Annotated in this window: 12 protein-coding genes; 2 read left to right on the forward strand and 10 right to left on the reverse strand. The window is 66.5% G+C overall.

Annotated features, from left to right (window positions below; translation table 11 throughout):
* The 5 genes from ACV4UZ_RS20095 to ACV4UZ_RS20115 all read right to left on the reverse strand — a co-directional run bounded on the left by ACV4UZ_RS20095 (position 1) and on the right by ACV4UZ_RS20115 (position 11,913).
* Positions 1 to 1,314 carry an efflux RND transporter periplasmic adaptor subunit gene (locus tag ACV4UZ_RS20095; RefSeq protein WP_491602566.1) on the reverse strand — a complete coding sequence of 438 codons (1,314 nt, stop codon included), beginning with the start codon at positions 1,312 to 1,314 and terminating at the stop codon, positions 1 to 3.
* Entirely contained in the window at positions 1,311 to 2,030 is a 720-nt protein-coding gene (locus ACV4UZ_RS20100) for an efflux RND transporter periplasmic adaptor subunit (protein ID WP_491602567.1), read from the reverse strand. The genes ACV4UZ_RS20095 and ACV4UZ_RS20100 overlap by 4 nt, the downstream gene beginning before the upstream one ends.
* Positions 2,027 to 3,700, reverse strand: coding sequence for a TolC family protein (locus ACV4UZ_RS20105; protein WP_491602568.1), 1,674 nt, complete (start codon positions 3,698 to 3,700; stop codon positions 2,027 to 2,029). Before ACV4UZ_RS20105 ends, ACV4UZ_RS20100 begins: the two co-directional genes overlap by 4 nt.
* A gap of 26 nt (positions 3,701 to 3,726) precedes the next feature.
* Positions 3,727 to 9,879 carry a DUF4347 domain-containing protein gene (locus tag ACV4UZ_RS20110; RefSeq protein ID WP_491602569.1) on the reverse strand — a complete coding sequence of 2,051 codons (6,153 nt, stop codon included), beginning with the start codon at positions 9,877 to 9,879 and terminating at the stop codon, positions 3,727 to 3,729.
* 285 nt (positions 9,880 to 10,164) lie between these two features.
* Entirely contained in the window at positions 10,165 to 11,913 is a 1,749-nt protein-coding gene (locus ACV4UZ_RS20115; protein ID WP_491602570.1) for a tetratricopeptide repeat protein, read from the reverse strand.
* Between the two features lie 111 nt (positions 11,914 to 12,024).
* On the opposite strand from ACV4UZ_RS20115, the gene ACV4UZ_RS20120 reads away from it, so the two are divergent.
* Positions 12,025 to 12,561, forward strand: coding sequence for a GNAT family N-acetyltransferase (locus tag ACV4UZ_RS20120; RefSeq protein WP_491602571.1), 537 nt, complete (start codon positions 12,025 to 12,027; stop codon positions 12,559 to 12,561).
* Here the strand turns inward: ACV4UZ_RS20120 and ACV4UZ_RS20125 are convergent.
* Together ACV4UZ_RS20125 and ACV4UZ_RS20130 are read right to left on the reverse strand one after the other, a co-directional pair.
* Complete coding sequence (locus ACV4UZ_RS20125) at positions 12,549 to 12,860, reverse strand: DUF6916 family protein (protein ID WP_491602572.1); 312 nt, start codon at positions 12,858 to 12,860, stop codon at positions 12,549 to 12,551. The genes ACV4UZ_RS20120 and ACV4UZ_RS20125 overlap by 13 nt on opposite strands.
* A 101-nt stretch (positions 12,861 to 12,961) precedes the next feature.
* Complete coding sequence (locus ACV4UZ_RS20130; protein WP_491602573.1) at positions 12,962 to 13,702, reverse strand: phage tail protein; 741 nt, start codon at positions 13,700 to 13,702, stop codon at positions 12,962 to 12,964.
* A gap of 450 nt (positions 13,703 to 14,152) precedes the next feature.
* On the opposite strand from ACV4UZ_RS20130, the gene ACV4UZ_RS20135 reads away from it, so the two are divergent.
* Positions 14,153 to 15,484 carry a sensor histidine kinase gene (locus tag ACV4UZ_RS20135; protein ID WP_491602574.1) on the forward strand — a complete coding sequence of 444 codons (1,332 nt, stop codon included), beginning with the start codon at positions 14,153 to 14,155 and terminating at the stop codon, positions 15,482 to 15,484.
* On the opposite strand, the gene ACV4UZ_RS20140 is transcribed toward ACV4UZ_RS20135, so the two are convergent.
* From ACV4UZ_RS20140 to ACV4UZ_RS20150, 3 genes are all read right to left on the reverse strand, one after another.
* On the reverse strand, positions 15,435 to 15,968 hold the full coding sequence (locus tag ACV4UZ_RS20140) for a nucleoside 2-deoxyribosyltransferase (protein ID WP_491602575.1): 534 nt from the start codon (positions 15,966 to 15,968) through the stop codon (positions 15,435 to 15,437). The genes ACV4UZ_RS20135 and ACV4UZ_RS20140 overlap by 50 nt on opposite strands.
* 14 nt (positions 15,969 to 15,982) lie before the next feature.
* On the reverse strand, positions 15,983 to 16,285 hold the full coding sequence (locus tag ACV4UZ_RS20145; protein WP_491602576.1) for a hypothetical protein: 303 nt from the start codon (positions 16,283 to 16,285) through the stop codon (positions 15,983 to 15,985).
* 83 nt (positions 16,286 to 16,368) lie between these two features.
* A complete protein-coding gene (locus ACV4UZ_RS20150) occupies positions 16,369 to 17,193 on the reverse strand; it encodes a serine/threonine-protein kinase (protein WP_491602577.1) in 825 nt (274 codons plus the stop codon).
* Between the last annotated feature and the right edge of the window lie 51 nt (positions 17,194 to 17,244).

The following is a 17,244-nucleotide window of genomic DNA, read 5'->3' on the forward strand; positions in this document are numbered from 1 at the left end:
TCAGAAGCCCACGAACTGGCGCACCGCCACCAGCGGCTTGCGGAACAGCCACCAGATCAGCGGCACGCTGTCCCCGTCGATGCGGGCCGTTCCCTTGAGGCCCAGGCGCGGCTTCTCCTGCCCCTCGGCCAGGACCGCCCGCACCCGGTGAGCCAGGGTGGCGTCGGGTCGGGCCGAAGGCTCGTAGGCCACGCTGCGCACCACGGCGCGCAGCGGCGACAGCGGCCGGGAATTGAGAAACAGCGTCAGCCGCGCCCCCGGCCGCGCCTCGCCGGCATCGGCCACCGCCAGCCAGGCCTCCACCTCGGTGTCGGTCTCGTCGGCGACCAGCATCACCTTCTCGCCCACCACGACCGGGCGGCCGATCCAGTCGGACGGATCGTCGAGAACGGCAATTCCCGGCCCTGGTGATTTCACCCGGATGCGTTCCAGCTGACTTTCCAGCCACTTGGCCTCGGCGGCCTTCTCCTCGGCCCGGCCGGCCAGGATGGCCACCTGGGCCTTGGCCTTGGAATCGAAAACCTGGGCCTGGGCCGCCTGACGGTATTCCGCCTCGGCGGTGGCATGCTGCTGGCGGGCGATGTCGAGACGGCCGGCAAGCTGGGTGGCGTCCAGGTCGAACAGCGGCTTGCCCTCGATAACCGCTTCGTTGGGCCGCACATGGATGCGGTCCACCACGCCATCGAGCGGCGAGCGCACCACCAGGGGATGGGCGGGCACCATGTCGGCGGGCGCCAGTACCGAGCCGGTCACCGGAAACAGCGACAGGGCCAGCAGCCCCACCGCCACCATCTGCCGCCGGCGGCTGGCCTTCAGCCGGCCCAAGGCCTTGGCCAGGGGTGACGGGCGATGGAAACGGGCCAGCGACACGCTCACCGCCTCGCCCAGTCGGGCCAGCAGGGCGACGTCGCCCTCGTGCCATTTCTCCTCGGCGGCATAAAACAGGGCCGCGCCATCTCCCAGCGGCAGCCACAGGGCGTGGGGCGGCAGCCATTCCCCCCACTGCCCGGCCAGGGTGTCGGGCAGATCGGCGGCGGACAGCGTCACCGCCTCGGCACGCGACGAGAGATGGCGGCACACGCCCTCCATCCACAGCAGGAAGGGAGCGTTGCGATCGGGAAGCGCCAGGCCGGACACCGCCTGCACGCCCTTGTCCCGCCGCCACAGCACCGCCTGGCGGTAGGGAACCAGGGTATGGGCGTCGTTGACCGCCACGAAGGCGATCTCGGCGGCGTCCGCCGCCCGCAGGATACGCCCCTCCACGTCGAGCAATCCAGCCAGACGCAGGGCCGTTCCGGCCTCGATCTCCATCATGGGGGCGGGGCCAGCAGGACCTTGCCCGACATGCCGGCCGTAAGCTCGGGGAAATGACCGCCGATGGCGCCCGCCACCCGCACCGTCTGGCTGACCGGATCGATGCGGGCGCCCACCCGGATCAGCTTGACCGGATAGGTCTTGCCGGTCTCGTCGATGGCGGCCTGGAAGACGTGGCCGGGCTTCAGCCACACCAGCCACTTGGAGGGCACCACGAAATCCAGCTCCAGCACCGAATCGTCGAGGATGTCCAGCAGGGCCTGCCCCGGCTGGACGTATTGCTGCCCCCTCACCTTCTGCTCCACCACCCGGCCGTCGAAGGGCGCGGTGACGGCGCATTTGGAAACCATGGCGCTCATGGCGGCGACCTTGGCGCGGGCCTTTTCCGCCTCGGCCACCGAGACGTCGGTCTCCAGCTTGCCCACCGTCTGCAATTCCAAAAGCCGCCGGTTGACCGCCAGGGTCTTGTCGGCGGCGGATTGGGCGGCGCGGGCCTCGTCCAGCTGGGCCCGGTTGACCGAACAGTCGAAGGCGACCAGCACCTGTCCCTTGGTGAAGCGCTCGCCCTCGCGCGCGCCGATCTTCTCCACCTTGGCGCCGATCTCGGCGGCCAGGGTGGTGAAGTCGCGGGGTGAAAGCTGGGCCCGCAATTCCTGCCCCCAGGCGGGGGCGGCGCAGGCAAGCGCCGCCATCACCGCCAGGGCGGCACGCCTCATCGGCCGGAAGCCTGATGCAGGCCGCGGATGTGGGCGACCACGGTGCCCACCGTCTCCTCGGTCAGGCCGGCCTGGGCATCGCCCTTGATCCACTGGGTGTTCTCGCTGGTCAGCGGCTCGGGGGCCGGCGGGGCGGCCCCGGCCACCGCCGGTGCGGGAGCGGGAGCGGGCTCCGCCGCCAGGCCATGGCGGCCCCAGGATTCCAGCCCGGCGGCCACCGCGCGGGACAGGGACTTGAGATCGCCGCCCTCGGCCTTTTCCACCTGCAGGTCGTGGCCGATGGTCGCCTGGATCTTGGCGTAGGCCTGCTCCACCTGGGCGTAGGACTGGAAGCGGCGCAACTGCGAGGCAATGGCCGAGGCGCGCCCCGCCACCCGCTCCAGGATGCCGGTGGCGTCGTTGGCGGTCCTGGCCTCGGACAGTTCGAACAGCCGCTTGTCCACCTGCCACAATTCGTCCGATTGCTGGTACTGGCTGACGGCGTTGTGGAACTGGCGCTCGCTCACATGCACCTGGGCCAGCACCGCCATGCGCAGCGCCTTGCGCCGGGCATTGGCGACGTTCTCGTTGGTCTCGGCATAATCCAATTGCGACTTGCCCGAGAACACGTTCATGACGTTCCACGACAGCTTGGCGCCCGCCTCCCACCAGCGATTGTCCATCAGGAACGAATTGCCGTCCCAATTGCGGCCGCTGGAAAAGGTGATGCCGGGCAGCAGCTTGAGGATGGCCTTCTTGGTATCGTCGATGGCGATGCGCGACAGATAGCCCTGCTCCAGAAGATCGGGATTGCCGGCGAAGGCCAGTTCCTCCATGCGCTCCAGCGGCAGGGTCCAGTCGGGTACCTTCATCTCGGCGGGAACGTCCAGCACCAGCCTGGTCCCCGGCGGCACGTTGATCAGCGCCGCCAGCTCGATGTGGGCGGTGGACAGCTCCTGCTGGATGGCGGTCAGCTGGCGCAGCGTCTCCAGCAGGGATTTCTGGTAGCGCAGGGATTCGGCCGGGGCCTTGAGGTTTTCCCGCTCCACCTGCCGGGCCTTGCCCAGGGCGTCCCGGGCCTCGGACACCGCACGGTCCACCTCGGCGTTCAGCACCTGATAGGCGGCGGCGCGCCAGAAGGCGAAGCGCACCTCGGTCACCAGGTTGTGCACCGCCTTGCGCCGGCGCTCGGTGGCCACCAAAGCGCGGTCGGCATTGGCCTTGGCGGTGTAGTAGGTGACGCCGAAATCCAGCACGTTCCACGACATGGTGAGATCGGCGGTCTTGCCCCGCTGGTCGGCCGACACGCTGTAGGCCCCGCCGCGCTGGCCGGTCTGGACGTCGTGGGAGACGGTGGCGTTGGGCTCGGAGCGGTAGGTGTAACCGGCATTGGCGGTCAGCTTGGGCAGCATGTCCCAGCGGTCCAGCTCGGTCTGTCCCAGCGCCAGCGCCTCCTCCATCATCTTGGAGCGCTTGTCCAGGTTGTACTTCAGCGCCCGGGCGATGGCCTCGGACACCGACAGCGGGCCCGACAGCGGCTCGCCGCCCTTGAACATGGTCTCGCGGTCGGCAACCGCCTGGGTCTTCAATTCCTCCGCCGTGAACGGCTCGGGCGTCACCGCGCAGGCGGCGAGCAAGGCGACCAAAGAGGCGGAGGCCAACAGGCGGCCGGCGCGCTTCACATCAACCATCGTCAACTTCCCCCTGTTCATCATCTCTATGCGGCACGGCCCTTGCCTGACAGCAGGCTTGCCAGCACCCTGGCGTCGGATTTCTGTCCGTCGCGGCTCAGATTACGCAATTGTTCCGTCAGGCCGGGACGCCCCACTGCCTTGGCCAGCTTGCCCGGCTGGCCGAGATCGCCGCTCTGGCCGGGCGCGCCTTGGCCGGGGGCGCCTTGGCCGGGGGTACCCTGGCCTTGGCCACCTTCGGGAGCCACGTTGCCCTGGCCGGTGCCCACCTGGATCTTGAAGGTCTGGACCGCCTCGCGGCCCTCGTTGTCCTTGGCCACCACCTTGACCACCACCTCGCCCTTGAAGCCGGGCGGCGGCGTGCCTTCGAAAGTGCCGGTCTGCGGATTGAAGGTCATCCAGCCGGGCAGCGCCTGCCCGTCGGCCCGCGTCGCCACCAGCGTCACCGTGGCGTCGGCCTTGGTATGGGCGAAAGCCTCGGCGGGAATGGTCACCGCGATGCGTGCCCCCTCGGCGATCACCGTATCCCGCATGGGGGCGTTGACCACCAGGGCATCCCCGCCTCCCGGCGGCTTGGCCGCCACGGCGATCTGGAAGGAATTGCCGATCGGCGCCGTCAGTACGGCAGGAATGATGGCGACCCGGCCACCGTCACCTGTGACGGGAGCGACGGGACTGGTGATCGTGGGACCGATCGCCGGCCCCGCCGGGGTGGTCAGCCCTCCGGTATCGCCGAAGCCCTTGCCGCTTCCGGTCTTGGTGTCGCCGCTCTCCGTGTTGATGACGGTTCTCAGGCTGTCCGAGCCCTTGTCGTCATTCCCGTCCTTCGTCTTGGTGTTGGTGTCCTTGACCGTATCGACAACGACCTTCACACCACCGTCGCTAATCGAGGGCTTCGCCTTGATCTTCAGCGTCGCCGTCTTGGTCGCCGTGGCATTGGAGGGGTCGGTGGCGGTGAAGGTCAGGGTCACCGAATCCACGGCCGTGGTCGGGTTGCCGGAAATCACGCCCGCCGTGCTCATGGTCAGGCCGGCCGGCAGGCCGCTCACCGTATAGCTCAGCGTGTCGTTGTCGGCGTCGGTGAAGGTCCCGGCCGGCAGGCTGAAGGAATAGGCGCTGCCCACCTGTCCCTCGGTCAGGGTCAGGGTCCCGCCGCCCGCCGCCGGGGCGCTGTTGACGGAGATGGCGGCATTGACGGTGGAACCGCCCAGACCGCCGTCATTGGCGGCCTTGGAGGCCTGGGCGGTGAAGCTGCCGGCGCTGCTGCCCGACGGCGTGAACTTCAGGCCGGCATTGCCCTCGGCGAAGGTGATGAAATCGCCGTTGTTGATCTGGGTGGTGCCGTCGTTCTTGTACAGCGTGCCGTTGGTGATGCCGGTGATCTTGAAATGGGTGGTTTCCGCCCCGTCACTGGCGCTGCGGCTCAGCACCAGCCCGCTGGTGGTCTGGGTGGACGGCGCGGTCGAGGCGGCGGTGACGCTGGGCGTGTCGGCGATGGCGGTCAGCGTGATGGTGCTGGTCGCCGTGCTGCCGCCCAGACCGCCATCCACCCCGGACTTGGAAGCCTGCACGGTGAAGGCGCCGTTGCCGCCGGTGGTGGCGTTGCGATTGGCGGTGGGGCGGAAATAGACGTTGGTGGTGGCGCCGGCGCTGGCGATGAAATCGCCGTTGCTGATCTGGGTGGTGTAGTTGGAATCCGAATACAGCGTGCCGCCGGTGATGCCGGTGATCTTGTAATGGGTGGTCTCGGCCCCGTCGGCCGCCGCCCGGGTAATGGCGATGGCCCCCGAATCCGCGTCCTCGTTCACCGTCGGGCTGGCCACGCTGGGCGTGTCGGCGATGGCGGTCAGCGTGATGGTGCTGGTCGCCGTGCTGCCGCCCAGACCGCCATCGGCGTTGGATTTCGATGCCTGCACGGTGAACGCGCCGTTGCCGCCGGTGGTGGTGTTGCGGTTGGCGGTGGGGCGGAAGTAGACGTTGGTGGTGGCCCCCCCACTGGCGATGAAGTCGCCATCGTTGATCTGGGTGGTGTAGTTGGAATCCGAGTACAAGGTGCCGCCGGTGATGCCGGTGATCTTGTAATGGGTGGTCTCGGCCCCGTCGCCCGCCGCCCGGGTAATGGCGATGGCCCCCGAATCCGCGTCCTCGTTCACCGTCGGGCTGGCCACGCTGGGCGTGTCGGCGAGGGCGGTGAGCGTGATGGTGCTGCTCACCGTGCTGCCGCCCAAGCCCCCATCGGCATTGGATTTCGATGCCTGCACGGTGAACGCGCCGTTGCCGCCGGTGGTGGCGTTGCGATTGGCGGTGGGGCGGAAATAGACGTTGGTGGTGGCGCCGGCGCTGGCGATGAAGTCGCCGTTGCTGATCTGGGTGGTGTAGTTGGAATCCGAATACAGCGTGCCGCCGGTGATGCCGGTGATCTTGTAATGGGTGGTCTCGGCCCCGTCGGCCGCCGCCCGGGTAATGGCGATGGCCCCCGAATCCGCGTCCTCGTTCACCGTCGGGCTGGCCACGCTGGGCGTGTCGGCGATGGCGGTCAGCGTGATGGTGCTGCTCACCGTGCTGCCGCCCAGACCGCCATCGGCGTTGGATTTCGATGCCTGCACGGTGAACGCGCCGTTGCCGCCGGTGGTGGTGTTGCGGTTGGCGGTGGGGCGGAAGTAGACGTTGGTGGAGGCCCCCCCACTGGCGATGAAGTCGCCATCGTTGATCTGGGTGGTGTAGTTGGAATCCGAGTACAAGGTGCCGCCGGTGATGCCGGTGATCTTGTAATGGGTGGTCTCGGCCCCGTCGCCCGCCGCCCGGGTAATGGCGATGGCCCCCGAATCCGCGTCCTCGTTCACCGTCGGGCTGGCCACGCTGGGCGTGTCGGCGATGGCGGTCAGCGTGATGGTGCTGGTCACCTGGCTGCCGCTCAGGCCGCCGTCGTTGGAGGCGCTGGAAGCCTGCAGCACGAAGCTGCCGTTGCCGCCGGTGGTGGTGTTGCGGTTGGCGGTGGGACGGAAATAGACGTTGGTGGTGGCACCCGCATTGGCGATGAAGTCGCCGTCGTTGATCTGGGTGGTGTAGCCCGCATCGGAATACAGCGTGCCGCCGGTGATGGAGGTGATCTTGTAGAAGGTCTCGCCGCTGCCCCTGGTGATGGCGATGGCGCCGGAATCCGTATCCTCGTTGACGGTGGGATTGGCCACCGCCGCGCCCACGGTGATCGTCCCGGTGACGGTCGCCCCCCCCAGTCCGCCATCGGCGCCGCTGGTGGAGGCCTGAGCGGTGAACGAGCCGTCGCTGCTGCCGCTGGGGGTGAACTTCAGGCCGGCATTGCCCTCGGCGAAGGTGATGAAATCGCCGTTGTTGATCTGCGTCGCGCCGTCGTTCTTGTACAGCGTGCCGTTGGTGATGCCGGTGATCTTGAAATGGGTCACCTCGGTGCTGTCGGCGGCGTTGCGCGACAGCACCAGACCGCTGGTGGTCTGGGTGGAGGGCGTGGTGCTGGAACTGGTCACCGACGGCGTGTCGGCGACGGTCGTCACGTTGATGGTCACCGTGTCGGTGTCGTTCAGCGTCCCCGTATGGGCATCGGTGGAGGAGATGGTCAGGGTGGCGTAGCCGTTGCCCGAGGCATTGGCGGTGGGCGTATAGGTCACCGAGCCCAGGGCGTTCTGAACCTGCGCCACGGTGCCGACGATCTGCACCGAGTTGGAACTGTTGCCGGTAATGGTGGCCCCGCCGCCGGTGGTCACCGCGATGGTCCCGGTGCCCGCCGCCACGGACACCACCGTGGTGAGCGTCGTGCCGGTATCGGCATCGGCGACCGACAGGGCGTTGCTGTTGCCCGCCGAGAACACCAGGGCGGTATCCTCGTTGGTGGTCTGGGCCGCCGGCTTGGTGTTGACCGGCGCGTCGTTGATGGAGGTGGCCGTCACCTGGGTGGTGGCGTTGGCGGTGCCGTTGCCGATGGCGTCGGCGGGGGTCAGCGTGAAGGTGGTGACCACCGTGCCGGCCGGCGCGGTCTGGTTGATGGTCGGGGTGAACACCAGGGCCTGGAGCAGGGTCTGCAGCGCCGCCGGACTGGCCCCCGACAGGGTGTAGCTGCCCGCCGACCCGGTCAGGCCGCCGCCCCCCGAAGACAGGGTGCCGTTGGCCCCCGTATAGGTGATGGCCAGGGTCACCGCGGTGGCGTCGGGATCGGTGAAGGTCACCGACGAGAACGGCGTGGTGGTGGCGTTGTCGTTGACCGTGCCCGCCGTGGTGAAGGTGCCGCCCAGGGACGGCAGGTCGTTGACGCTGGTGGAAACCACCGTGGTGGTATTGTTGGTGACGTTGGAATTGACGCCGTCGTTGACGGTGATGGTGAAGGTGGTGGTCTCGGTGGACCCCGCCGTCACGCGATTGTCGGTGGGATCGAAGGACAGTTGCCGGATGGCCGCCTGGGCAGCCGCCGCGCTGCCCGAGGACAGGGTGTAGGTCCCGCCGCCGGCATCGGTGAAGCCCGAGGCGGTGAGCGACGCCGAGGTGAAGACACCCTTGGCGGCGGTGTCGAGCGCCACCGAGACGGTCACGTTGTTGCCATCGGCATCGGCGATGGTGACGCCCGAGAAGGGCGATACCGTGGCGGTATCGTTGACCGTCTGGCCGGCGCTGGCCCCGCCGATGGTCGGCAGGGCGTTCATGGTGACGTCCACCTTGGCGCCCAGGGTCTGGTTGCCGGCACTGTCCTTGGCGGACATGTAAATGTCGTAGGAGGTCCCGGGCGTCAGGCCGGTCACCGAGAAGATGTTGGTGTAGGGACCGGTTCCCACCGCCGCGTTGCCGCTCTTGAGGATGGTGACGCCGCTATAGGTGGCCGCCGCCTCGACCTGGGCGGCGGTGGGCGCCGTCGCGCCATCGGCGACGATCACGTAATAAAGCGTCCCGGCCTCGTCGATGCTGCCCGTCAGATCCAGGGTGGTGCCGGTGACGCTGGACTTGTCGGGAGTGATGTCGAAGGTGGGCGGGGTGACGTCGGGAGTCTGGATGTTTGACAGAACAATGTTATCATAGACGAAATTATAGTTTCCGTCAGATGAGGTAATCGTTATCGACGATATTCCCTGCAGCTTCGCCTGATCTCCGGCGGATAAATTAGCAACAACAACCGAAGTACTTGACGCGCTGAGCGCCGACAGCGTTACACTTCCCTTGCTCGTCGTAAATATAGGGGTGTCATTATTCCCGGGCCACTCGGCAAGGGTAAGCGAAGTAAGATCGAACAGCTTTCCACTCACCAGGGATACGACCGTTTGCGTTTCCTCGCCGACAGTATGGTCATTCCAGGCCACGGTCCCGGTAAGCAAGGCGAGGTCGCCGCCACCATAATTGGCTTCCGTGTCGAGGATCATGTTCCTGGTGGTCGATACGAACTGTATGGTCTCACCGGAATCGACCTGGGTCATCGTCTTGCTGCCACCGCCGCTGGTGGAAGCCTCGAAGTCGAAGGATGCCCCAACCAGAAGACCGGCATAGATGGAAGGGGCGAGCGCCGTCGCTTCGACTATTGACGCCGAACGTTCGAGTACCCAGTCACCACCTTTGTCGGTGGCCCCGGTCGCATCGTCGGACGCAGCCACATCGGCTCCGGTCGCATTGGCCAATGCGGTGATGAACCCTTGACCGGCCTCGCCCCTGGCCACGTTGCAGCCATAGAGCAGCAGATCGCCATCGGCATCGAGGGCCTGGCCGATCACCGACAGTTCCATCCGCACCGTGGTGTCGGACATACCATTGGCGGTGATGGTCCTGGAGCCCAGGTAAAGGGTGCCCTCGGACCCGTGGCTGAAGACATGGATGGCGTCGTAGCCGGAATGGGTCTCGGCCCATTGGGCCATCTGGGCAAGGCCGTCGGCGCCGCCGCCGATCTCGACGATGGCCACGCCGTCACGGATGCCGGCCTCGATGACCTTGTAGTCCTTGACCGAGGTATCGACGAAGGCCACTTCCTTGCGGCCGCTGTCCTTTGACGGGTCGGCGTCGCGCACCACCACCGGGGCGGGAGCGGCCTTGATGGCGGCGTCGGCGGCCTGGGCGGCGTCCACCACGGCGGCGCCGTCGAACATCAGCCGGGGTTCCAGCGCCATGATCATCGGCCCCAGGGACGAGAGCCGCGACCGGTCGCGGCGGCGGATGGGCTTCATCTCAGTCATGACGGAAACTCCCGGAAACACACTGCCGCACCGTGGCGACGATGGACGAGCTCACGCCCAGATATCGGGAACGCCCCCGCCCTTGGATAATCCACAGTCGCACGGCCGCATCCATTACGCGCCAAAGCCCAATCCCAGAACAAGGAATTATACCATGACGTGCATACTATCAAGCGACGAAATGTGGCGCCCGGTAACAGATATCAGTGATCATCCGCACTGCGGCATAACTGTTGGCTTGTCCACTGTGAAGACATTAATCCGTCATTCGGGCCGTTTACCCTCTTAGGGAGTTTCTTTCCCTTGAAAATCAACCCCACGGGACGCATCCCGTTCCGCCAGCCGGCACGCCACCTCGTCCATCGCCTCGCCCCAGCCCTCGCCGAAGCGCTTCTGGCGGATCAGCCGCACCGAGGGATAAAGGCGCGAGGTCTCGCCCTGCTGCCCCCAGCGGAAGCAGGCGACATGGGGAAGCAGGATCCAGGTTTCCTTGCCCAGGGCGGCGGCCACGTGGGCCAGGCTGGTATCGACGCTGATCACCAGATCCAGACGGTCGATCACCGCCGCGGTATCGGCATAATCGGCACAGCCGTCCAGCACGTTCACCAGCGGCAGGTCGGGCCGCACCTCGCCCACATGGGCGCTCACCGGCCCACGCTGAAGACGGAAGAAGCGGATGCCGGGAAAGCGTCGGACCAGCCGCGCCACCTCGATGGCCGGCATGGAGCGGATGGAATCCATCAGATAGCCCGGCCCTCCGGCCCAGCACAGGCCGACCTTCAGGCCGTCGCCCCCGGGCAGCGGCACCGAACATTGGGCCGGCGGACGCAGGAAGGGCACCGGCACCGGGGCGATGCCCGGCTCGCCGCCGTCCAGCACCTTCATCAGCGACATCATGGGTATGACGCGGTCGTGCTCGCCGTGCGGTTCGGCCAGGGAGCGCCACTCGTCCACCCCGGCGATGGACTCGCGGGCGAGGCGCAGCAGCGGCTCGGCCAGATGAACGACCAGGCGCCCCTTGACCAGCGGGCGGATCAGCGGGATGTAGCGCAGGCACTGGACCTGATCGCCCAGCCCCTGCTCGCCCAGCACCAGCAGGGTTCCCTCCATGGCCTCGCCATTCCATAGCCGCGCGTGATCGATGGGATAGAATTGCAGCCGCCCCTCATAGCCGGGCAGCCCCTCCTCCCACCGCCCCTGGGCCATCAGCGCCAGGGCGCGGTTGTTGATGGCATCGGAACTGGCGGGATCGAGGTCCAGCGCCCACCCGGCCTCCGCCACCGCGTCGTCCAGGCGCCCCATCAGATGGCAGGCGACCGATCGGGCGAGGTAAGTCGGCGGCCCCGTCACGCCCATCGCCTCGGCCCGTTCCAGTTCGCGCAGACCTTCCACGGGCCGTCCCGAATTGATCATGGCGCGGGCCAGGACGGAAATCGCCATGGGATTCTCGGGATAGAGCATGTTGGCGGTGCGCGCCACCGCCAGCGAATCCTCGGGCTGCTTGTCCAGGCGCAGCAGATCGGCCAGCATCACCAGCCGCTCGCCCAGTTCCGGCCACTGGTGCACGCACAGCCCGGCCAGCGCGCGGGCGGCATCGCCGAACCGGCGCAGCCCGGAATAGGCGTTGACCACCCCCATCATGGCGCGTGAGTCCGAGAGATCCCGCTCGGCACAGGGATAGTAGGCCTCCAGCGCGGCGGCCCAGTCCTGCCGCTCCTCCGCCCGCCGCCCCAGGGCGAGGCGCGCCTCCACCCCATCGGGGTCGAGGGCCACGGCGCCCTTCAGCGCCTCGAAAGCCGCATCCCCCTGTCCCATGCGCGCCAGCACCTCACCCCGCAGGCGAAGCGCGTCCCCGTCCTCGGGGCAGGCCTCCACCAGCCGGTCGGCCAGGCCCAGCGCCTCGTCCATCCGGCCCTTCAGCAGGCAAATCCCCACCAGTTCCCGCAATGCCCGGGTGTCGGCGGAATCGGCGTCCAGGTCCCGCCGCAACTGCTCCTCGGCCAGAAAGGTTTCCAGCGTTACAGCCACAGTCATTGGTCGCACTCCATTTATTACCGCCATCACTAAACAGGTATGAATTGCCTTGTAACCACGCTTAAGTTGTCGTACCAGTTTGGTAAACAACTTTAAACCAGGTGCACAACCATGACCGCCTTCGCCGGAGCCATCCCCATGCTGGGAGGCCTCTCCCTACGCTTTGTCGCGCCGTCGGACCGGGATTTCCTGCTGGAAATGTTCATGGCGGCGCGCCCCTGGTTCAACTGGACCACCCTGGAGCGCGACGCCATCCACGTCCTTTATGAACAGCAGTGGAGCATCACCCGCGCGGGAACCGGGGCCATGTACCCGGAACATCTCGACTTCGTGGTGGAAAAGACCGGCCAGGCGGTCGCTCACCTGGTGGTGGATCTCGGCTATCACGACTGGCGGATCACCCAGTTGGAGGTACATGCCATGGCACGGTCCAAGGGCATCGGCAGCGATGTGGTGCGCAGTCTGCAGGCAGCCGCGGCCAAAACCTCGCAACCGCTCAGCGTCTCGGCCATGATGGCCGCGCCCAACGCATTGCGTTTCTGGGGACGGCTGGGCTTTGGCGTGGTGGCGCAGTCCGCTCCCATGCTGCATCTGGCCTGGTTCCCACCCGGCCACCCGGCACTGGCCTCGGCGGCTCAGTTGAAATAGACCCCGAACCACGCCCGATTGTCGCCGGGCATGATGCGCACCACGTAAACCGGCCCCACCGTTCCGAAGTCGGGATGACCAAGGGTGTAGTGGCCGCTCTTCGCATCGCAGGGAAGAGGGGCGGCCAGGGTCAGGACGAAGGATTGGCGGGGCGCGTTCGGCATGGTGGATTGGGGGCGATCCTCGACCCGCAGCAAGGTGGGGGCCAGCACCACATTGCCCTGGGAATCGGCCAGGGCGATGACGGTATCCTGATGCGGACGAAAGAAATCGGAGCCGATGGTGGCGATGTCGGGCATGGCTTGAGTCCACTGGTGGCTTGGAAATCGGCCCGCCTGGCAGGGCGGGCCGATGAGTATCATCGCGACAGGAGAGCACGGCCGATGATGGCCGCTCCCTGTCAGGACCGCATGGGATAGAGACCGTTCATGGCGATGATGAAGTTGATCGCCAGCGAAGGCTGATAGTTGTTGAAGCCCACCGGGTTGGTGGAACCGCCCCCGAGACCGACCGTGACCGCCCCGCCGGTCACCGCGTTGATGTTCACGGTGGCCGCCGGGCTTCCGGGGGTATAATTGGCCGAGGGGGTCACCGATCCCGACAACCCCTGGAGATTGGCGGTAGCGGCGGCCTTGGTGGTGTCGTAGGGGCCGGTGAAGGCCACGGTACTGGCACCAGCCTTACCCCCAACCCCGCCCAGATAGACGTTGGCCGCCGAAGCCGGGGCCGCCGTGCCGGCGGTGCTTGTGTTGACCGTGCCTCCCACGTTGACCGACAGCGAACCGGCGGCCGATACCGCCGGGATGGTGACCGACTGCGTGCCCATGGTCGGCGAGAAGCTTGCCGGGTGGTTGTGGGCCGGCAGGTTGTTGAGGCCCAAGGTGATGGTCGCTACCCCGACCGACGAGCCGATCGAAAGGCGGGGAAGAGGCGAAACACCAGTGTTGAAACCGACCGGAGACCGGCCGCGCAGGTCCGGAATACCCATGGTGGACGTTCCGCTGCCGCCGTAGATATTCCCGAATATGGAATACAGGGCCTGGTATTGCGCAACCGGAATAATCGCGCCGTTACATTGGCTCCAACTTTCCGGCGCCCAATCCGCCGGCCAAATAAGGATCGTTCCAATAAAGGCGTCCATCTTTCCCCCCTTCGGGTTGGCGAGCCTCCCGCCCAGGCGGTTGCGCTCGCTAAGGTTGTTCAACTTTGTCGTAGCCAAGTTGATTGCGCCGAATAAGGCACCGCCAACCATCCATTACGAGCACATGCATCGTGCTATACATATTTATGCAGATGGACAGACAGCTGCACAACCTTAAAAGATATTTTATTTGTGATGATCGTTTTAAATATGTGTTTTGTCAATTGTATACAATTAATACGACTGCACGGCAAAGGCGTCACAGCCAGCCTCTCCGACGAGAGTGGGGCGAGAGCGCTATTCGGTTCCCAGGCATGAAGTCCCAAGCTCATTCAGGTGCCAGCCGCCTGATACTCTGCTAGGCTGATCCAGTCGCATTGTCTTTCCACCAGGGGATTTGCCACATTGACCGTCGCATGGCGCATTACCGGCATATATGCCGCCGTCGGGTTGAGCTGGATATTCCTGTCGTCGGCCGCCGTGTGGATCGGCGTCGACGAGCCTCCCGGCCTGGCGTCCCTGCTGGAAATGGCCAAAGGAAGCGCCTTCGTCCTGGTGACGGCCCTGTTGCTGCTGGTGCTGCTTGCCCGGTGGGAAAAGGAACTGAACCGGCGCGGCGCCGCCCTGGCCGAGACCAACCGCGAGCTGACCGAGGTCAACGCCCGCCTGTCCGGCATCATGCGGGGGTCGCAGGATCTGATCGCCGCCTGGGACCGCAACAAGCGCCTGACCGCCTTCAATCCCCGCTACCAGGCGGTGTGCTGGAACTTCTTCGGCCGCGACGCCAGGATCGGCATGTCCATCGACGAGCTGTTCGGCCACGTTCCCGACCGCCACCGCCTGTTCTCGGAATGCTGGGACAGAACCCTGGCCGGCGAGTCCTTCGTCCAGTTGCAATCGCTCACCATGGATGGCGACACCGCCTGGTTCGAGACCAGCTACGGCTCGCTCCCCGGTCCCGAAGGCATCCCTTCGGGCGGCTTTCATATCGTGCGTGACGTCACCGACCGGATCCGCGCCGAGGAAGATCGCCGCACCCACGCCGAAAAACTGGCCAAGACCGTCGAAATCCTGACCGAGGCCAACAGCGAGTTGGAGCGCTTCGCCTACGTGGCTTCCCACGACCTGCAGGAGCCGCTGCGGACCATCGCCTGTTTCGCCCAGTTGCTGGAACGCGATTATGGCGGCGGCCTGGACGAGCGCGGACGGCAATACATCGAGCTGGTCACCGGCGGAGCCATCCGCATGCACGACCTGATCAACGATCTGCTGGCCTATTCCCGCACCACCCGGAGCGAAGGGCGGATCGAACTGGTGTCGGCCGGGGCGGCCTGCCAAAGTGCCCTCAACAACCTGCGCGAGGCCATCGATTCAAGCGGAGCGGAGATCGTCGTGGCCCCCCTGCCGGACATCAACGCCGATTCGGTCATGCTGATCCAGATATTTCAGAACCTGATCGGCAACGCCATCAAGTACCGCAAGGCCGGACTCACTCCACGCATCGAGGTCGCCGCCGTGCGCCAGGATCGGCAATGGCTGTTTTCCATCGCCGACAACGGTATCGGCTTCGACCCCACGGAGCAGGACGTGTTCGAGCTGTTCCGCCGCCTCCACCCCCATTCCGGCTACGCCGGAACCGGAGTCGGACTGGCCATCTGCAAATGGATCGTCACCCGGCTGGGAGGCCATATCTGGGTGGAATCAAGCCCCGGTGCGGGAAGCACCTTCCACTTCACCCTGCCGCTGGGCGATGAATCTCGGCCAGCTGCCGCGCCCGTTTGATCGCCGCCTCCAGAACGGGCAGCACCTCGGCGGGAGCGGCGGCATACATCAGGTTCTCCACCAGCCCGAAATCCTCGACCACCATGCCGTGCTGGCGGCAAAACAGGCGCCCATCCTCGTCACGGTCATGGGGGACGCGCTCCTTGTAGGGCCGCATATCCTCGGACCAGGCGATCACCGGCTTGCCCAGGGCCTCGGCGTAGCCCATCTCCCAGGTGGTTCCGGGACAGGCCCCGGGGCCGCGAAACGGCGACACGCAGGCAATCACCACATCGCATTCCCGAATCCGCAGGATATTGCCCTGACGGATCACCGTCGCCAGTTCGGCCGGCGGCAGCGTCAGATGATCAGCCTGCGGCTCAAACGGCGCCACACCCACCAGGCCATGCTGGCCGCACAACTCGACGAGGTAGTCGAGCAGGGCCTTGGCGGCCGGATGGAACACCGCCGGGCCGGCGAGATAGGCCTTGGGCTTGTCGGTCATGGAGCGGAAATTCCTCAGGCCAGGACGTCCAGTGCGTCCTTCTCGGTCCTGGCGACACGCGAGAAGGTGCGGGCGGCCAGGATATAGGCCTGCTTCGCCTGGCCCAGATCCACCACCTCGCGCAGCAGGTCAACCCCGCCCTCGGGCGGCAGCGGCACATAACGCGCCCCGGCCGGGCCGGCCGAGACCACCTGCCCCCTCTGGGCCTGATAATCGGGAGTGGTGAGGTTGGCGATGTTGTCGGCGGCCTTCCCGGCAACCCGCGACTGGGTGGCGAGGCCACTGAGCAACGTCGTCGAGGCGATGGAGGAAATCATCAAGGTCCGGCCGCTTGGTTCAGTCTTCCATCATGCGCCCCCGACCGCCGTCAAGGCAAGCCGATCGACGCTACGGCAAGGTCCTAGACGAGGTCCCTGAACCATCCCAGGGACTGGTCGGCATCGGGGCGGCGGGCCGGGTCGGGATCAAGGGCGGCCGCCACCCAATCTCGCAGAACCGGCGGAACGTCGGGGGCGAGGTCCACCATGCCCGCCCCCTCCCCCGGCTTGGCGGGCAATCGTCCGCAAAGCATGCGATGGGCGAGGACGGCGGCCGAATAGACGTCGGCCTTGCCGTCCACCGCCCCGGTGCCACGCAGCTGTTCAGGGCTGATGTAGTCGAGCGTGCCGAACCATGCCCGGGGAGCGGCATCCGGGCTATCGCCCCGGCGCGCCATGCCGAAATCGCACAGCTTGACCACCCCCTTCTCCGTCGAGGTCAACAGAATGTTGCTTGGCTTGACGTCGCGATGGACGATTCCCTGCCTGTGCAGGTAAGCCAGCGCGGCCAGGAGTTGAAGCAGGATGCGAAGGGCGACGGCGGAAGGCAGGCTTTTCGGAAGTTCGATGTCATTCATCCCCGCCTCGGCCACATCGAAGCCGATCAGGCGAGGCAGGTTGACCGGCATGAAGGGCAGCACCAGATAAGGCGTTCCGTCCTCGGCCCGGCCGATCTCATGCACGCCAAGGACGTTGGGATGGTGAATGGCGGCCATGATACGGCCCTCGGTCACGAAGCGGCGCAGCCATTCGCGCCGGGTGAACGGCGGCTCGGCTGCCTTGGCCGACACCGCGAACAGCTTGATCACCACCAATCGCCCCAGCGCGGGGTCCATGGCCAGGAAAAGCCGGGAAAAGGTGGTGTCGATCAGATGCCGTCTGACCTCGTAACGCCCCAGCCGCTCCATCCCCCACTCCCAAAAAAAGGGCCGCCCCGAGGGGCGGCCCCCTTGTCCTTG

The organism is Paramagnetospirillum sp. (genome assembly GCF_058402745.1).

Excerpts from the sequence above, each read along its gene's own strand:
- ACV4UZ_RS20150 (WP_491602577.1), bottom strand. The coding sequence starts at position 17,193 with ATGGAGCGGCTGGGGCGTTACGAGGTCAGACGGCATCTGATCGACACC.
- ACV4UZ_RS20105 (WP_491602568.1), bottom strand. The coding sequence starts at position 3,700 with ATGGTTGATGTGAAGCGCGCCGGCCGCCTGTTGGCCTCCGCCTCTTTG.
- ACV4UZ_RS20130 (WP_491602573.1), bottom strand. The coding sequence starts at position 13,702 with ATGGACGCCTTTATTGGAACGATCCTTATTTGGCCGGCGGATTGGGCG.
- ACV4UZ_RS20100 (WP_491602567.1), bottom strand. The coding sequence starts at position 2,030 with ATGAGGCGTGCCGCCCTGGCGGTGATGGCGGCGCTTGCCTGCGCCGCC.
- ACV4UZ_RS20120 (WP_491602571.1), top strand. The coding sequence starts at position 12,025 with ATGACCGCCTTCGCCGGAGCCATCCCCATGCTGGGAGGCCTCTCCCTA.
- ACV4UZ_RS20110 (WP_491602569.1), bottom strand. The coding sequence starts at position 9,879 with ATGACTGAGATGAAGCCCATCCGCCGCCGCGACCGGTCGCGGCTCTCG.
- ACV4UZ_RS20145 (WP_491602576.1), bottom strand. The coding sequence starts at position 16,285 with ATGATTTCCTCCATCGCCTCGACGACGTTGCTCAGTGGCCTCGCCACC.
- ACV4UZ_RS20125 (WP_491602572.1), bottom strand. The coding sequence starts at position 12,860 with ATGCCCGACATCGCCACCATCGGCTCCGATTTCTTTCGTCCGCATCAG.
- ACV4UZ_RS20115 (WP_491602570.1), bottom strand. The coding sequence starts at position 11,913 with ATGACTGTGGCTGTAACGCTGGAAACCTTTCTGGCCGAGGAGCAGTTG.
- ACV4UZ_RS20095 (WP_491602566.1), bottom strand. The coding sequence starts at position 1,314 with ATGATGGAGATCGAGGCCGGAACGGCCCTGCGTCTGGCTGGATTGCTC.
- ACV4UZ_RS20140 (WP_491602575.1), bottom strand. The coding sequence starts at position 15,968 with ATGACCGACAAGCCCAAGGCCTATCTCGCCGGCCCGGCGGTGTTCCAT.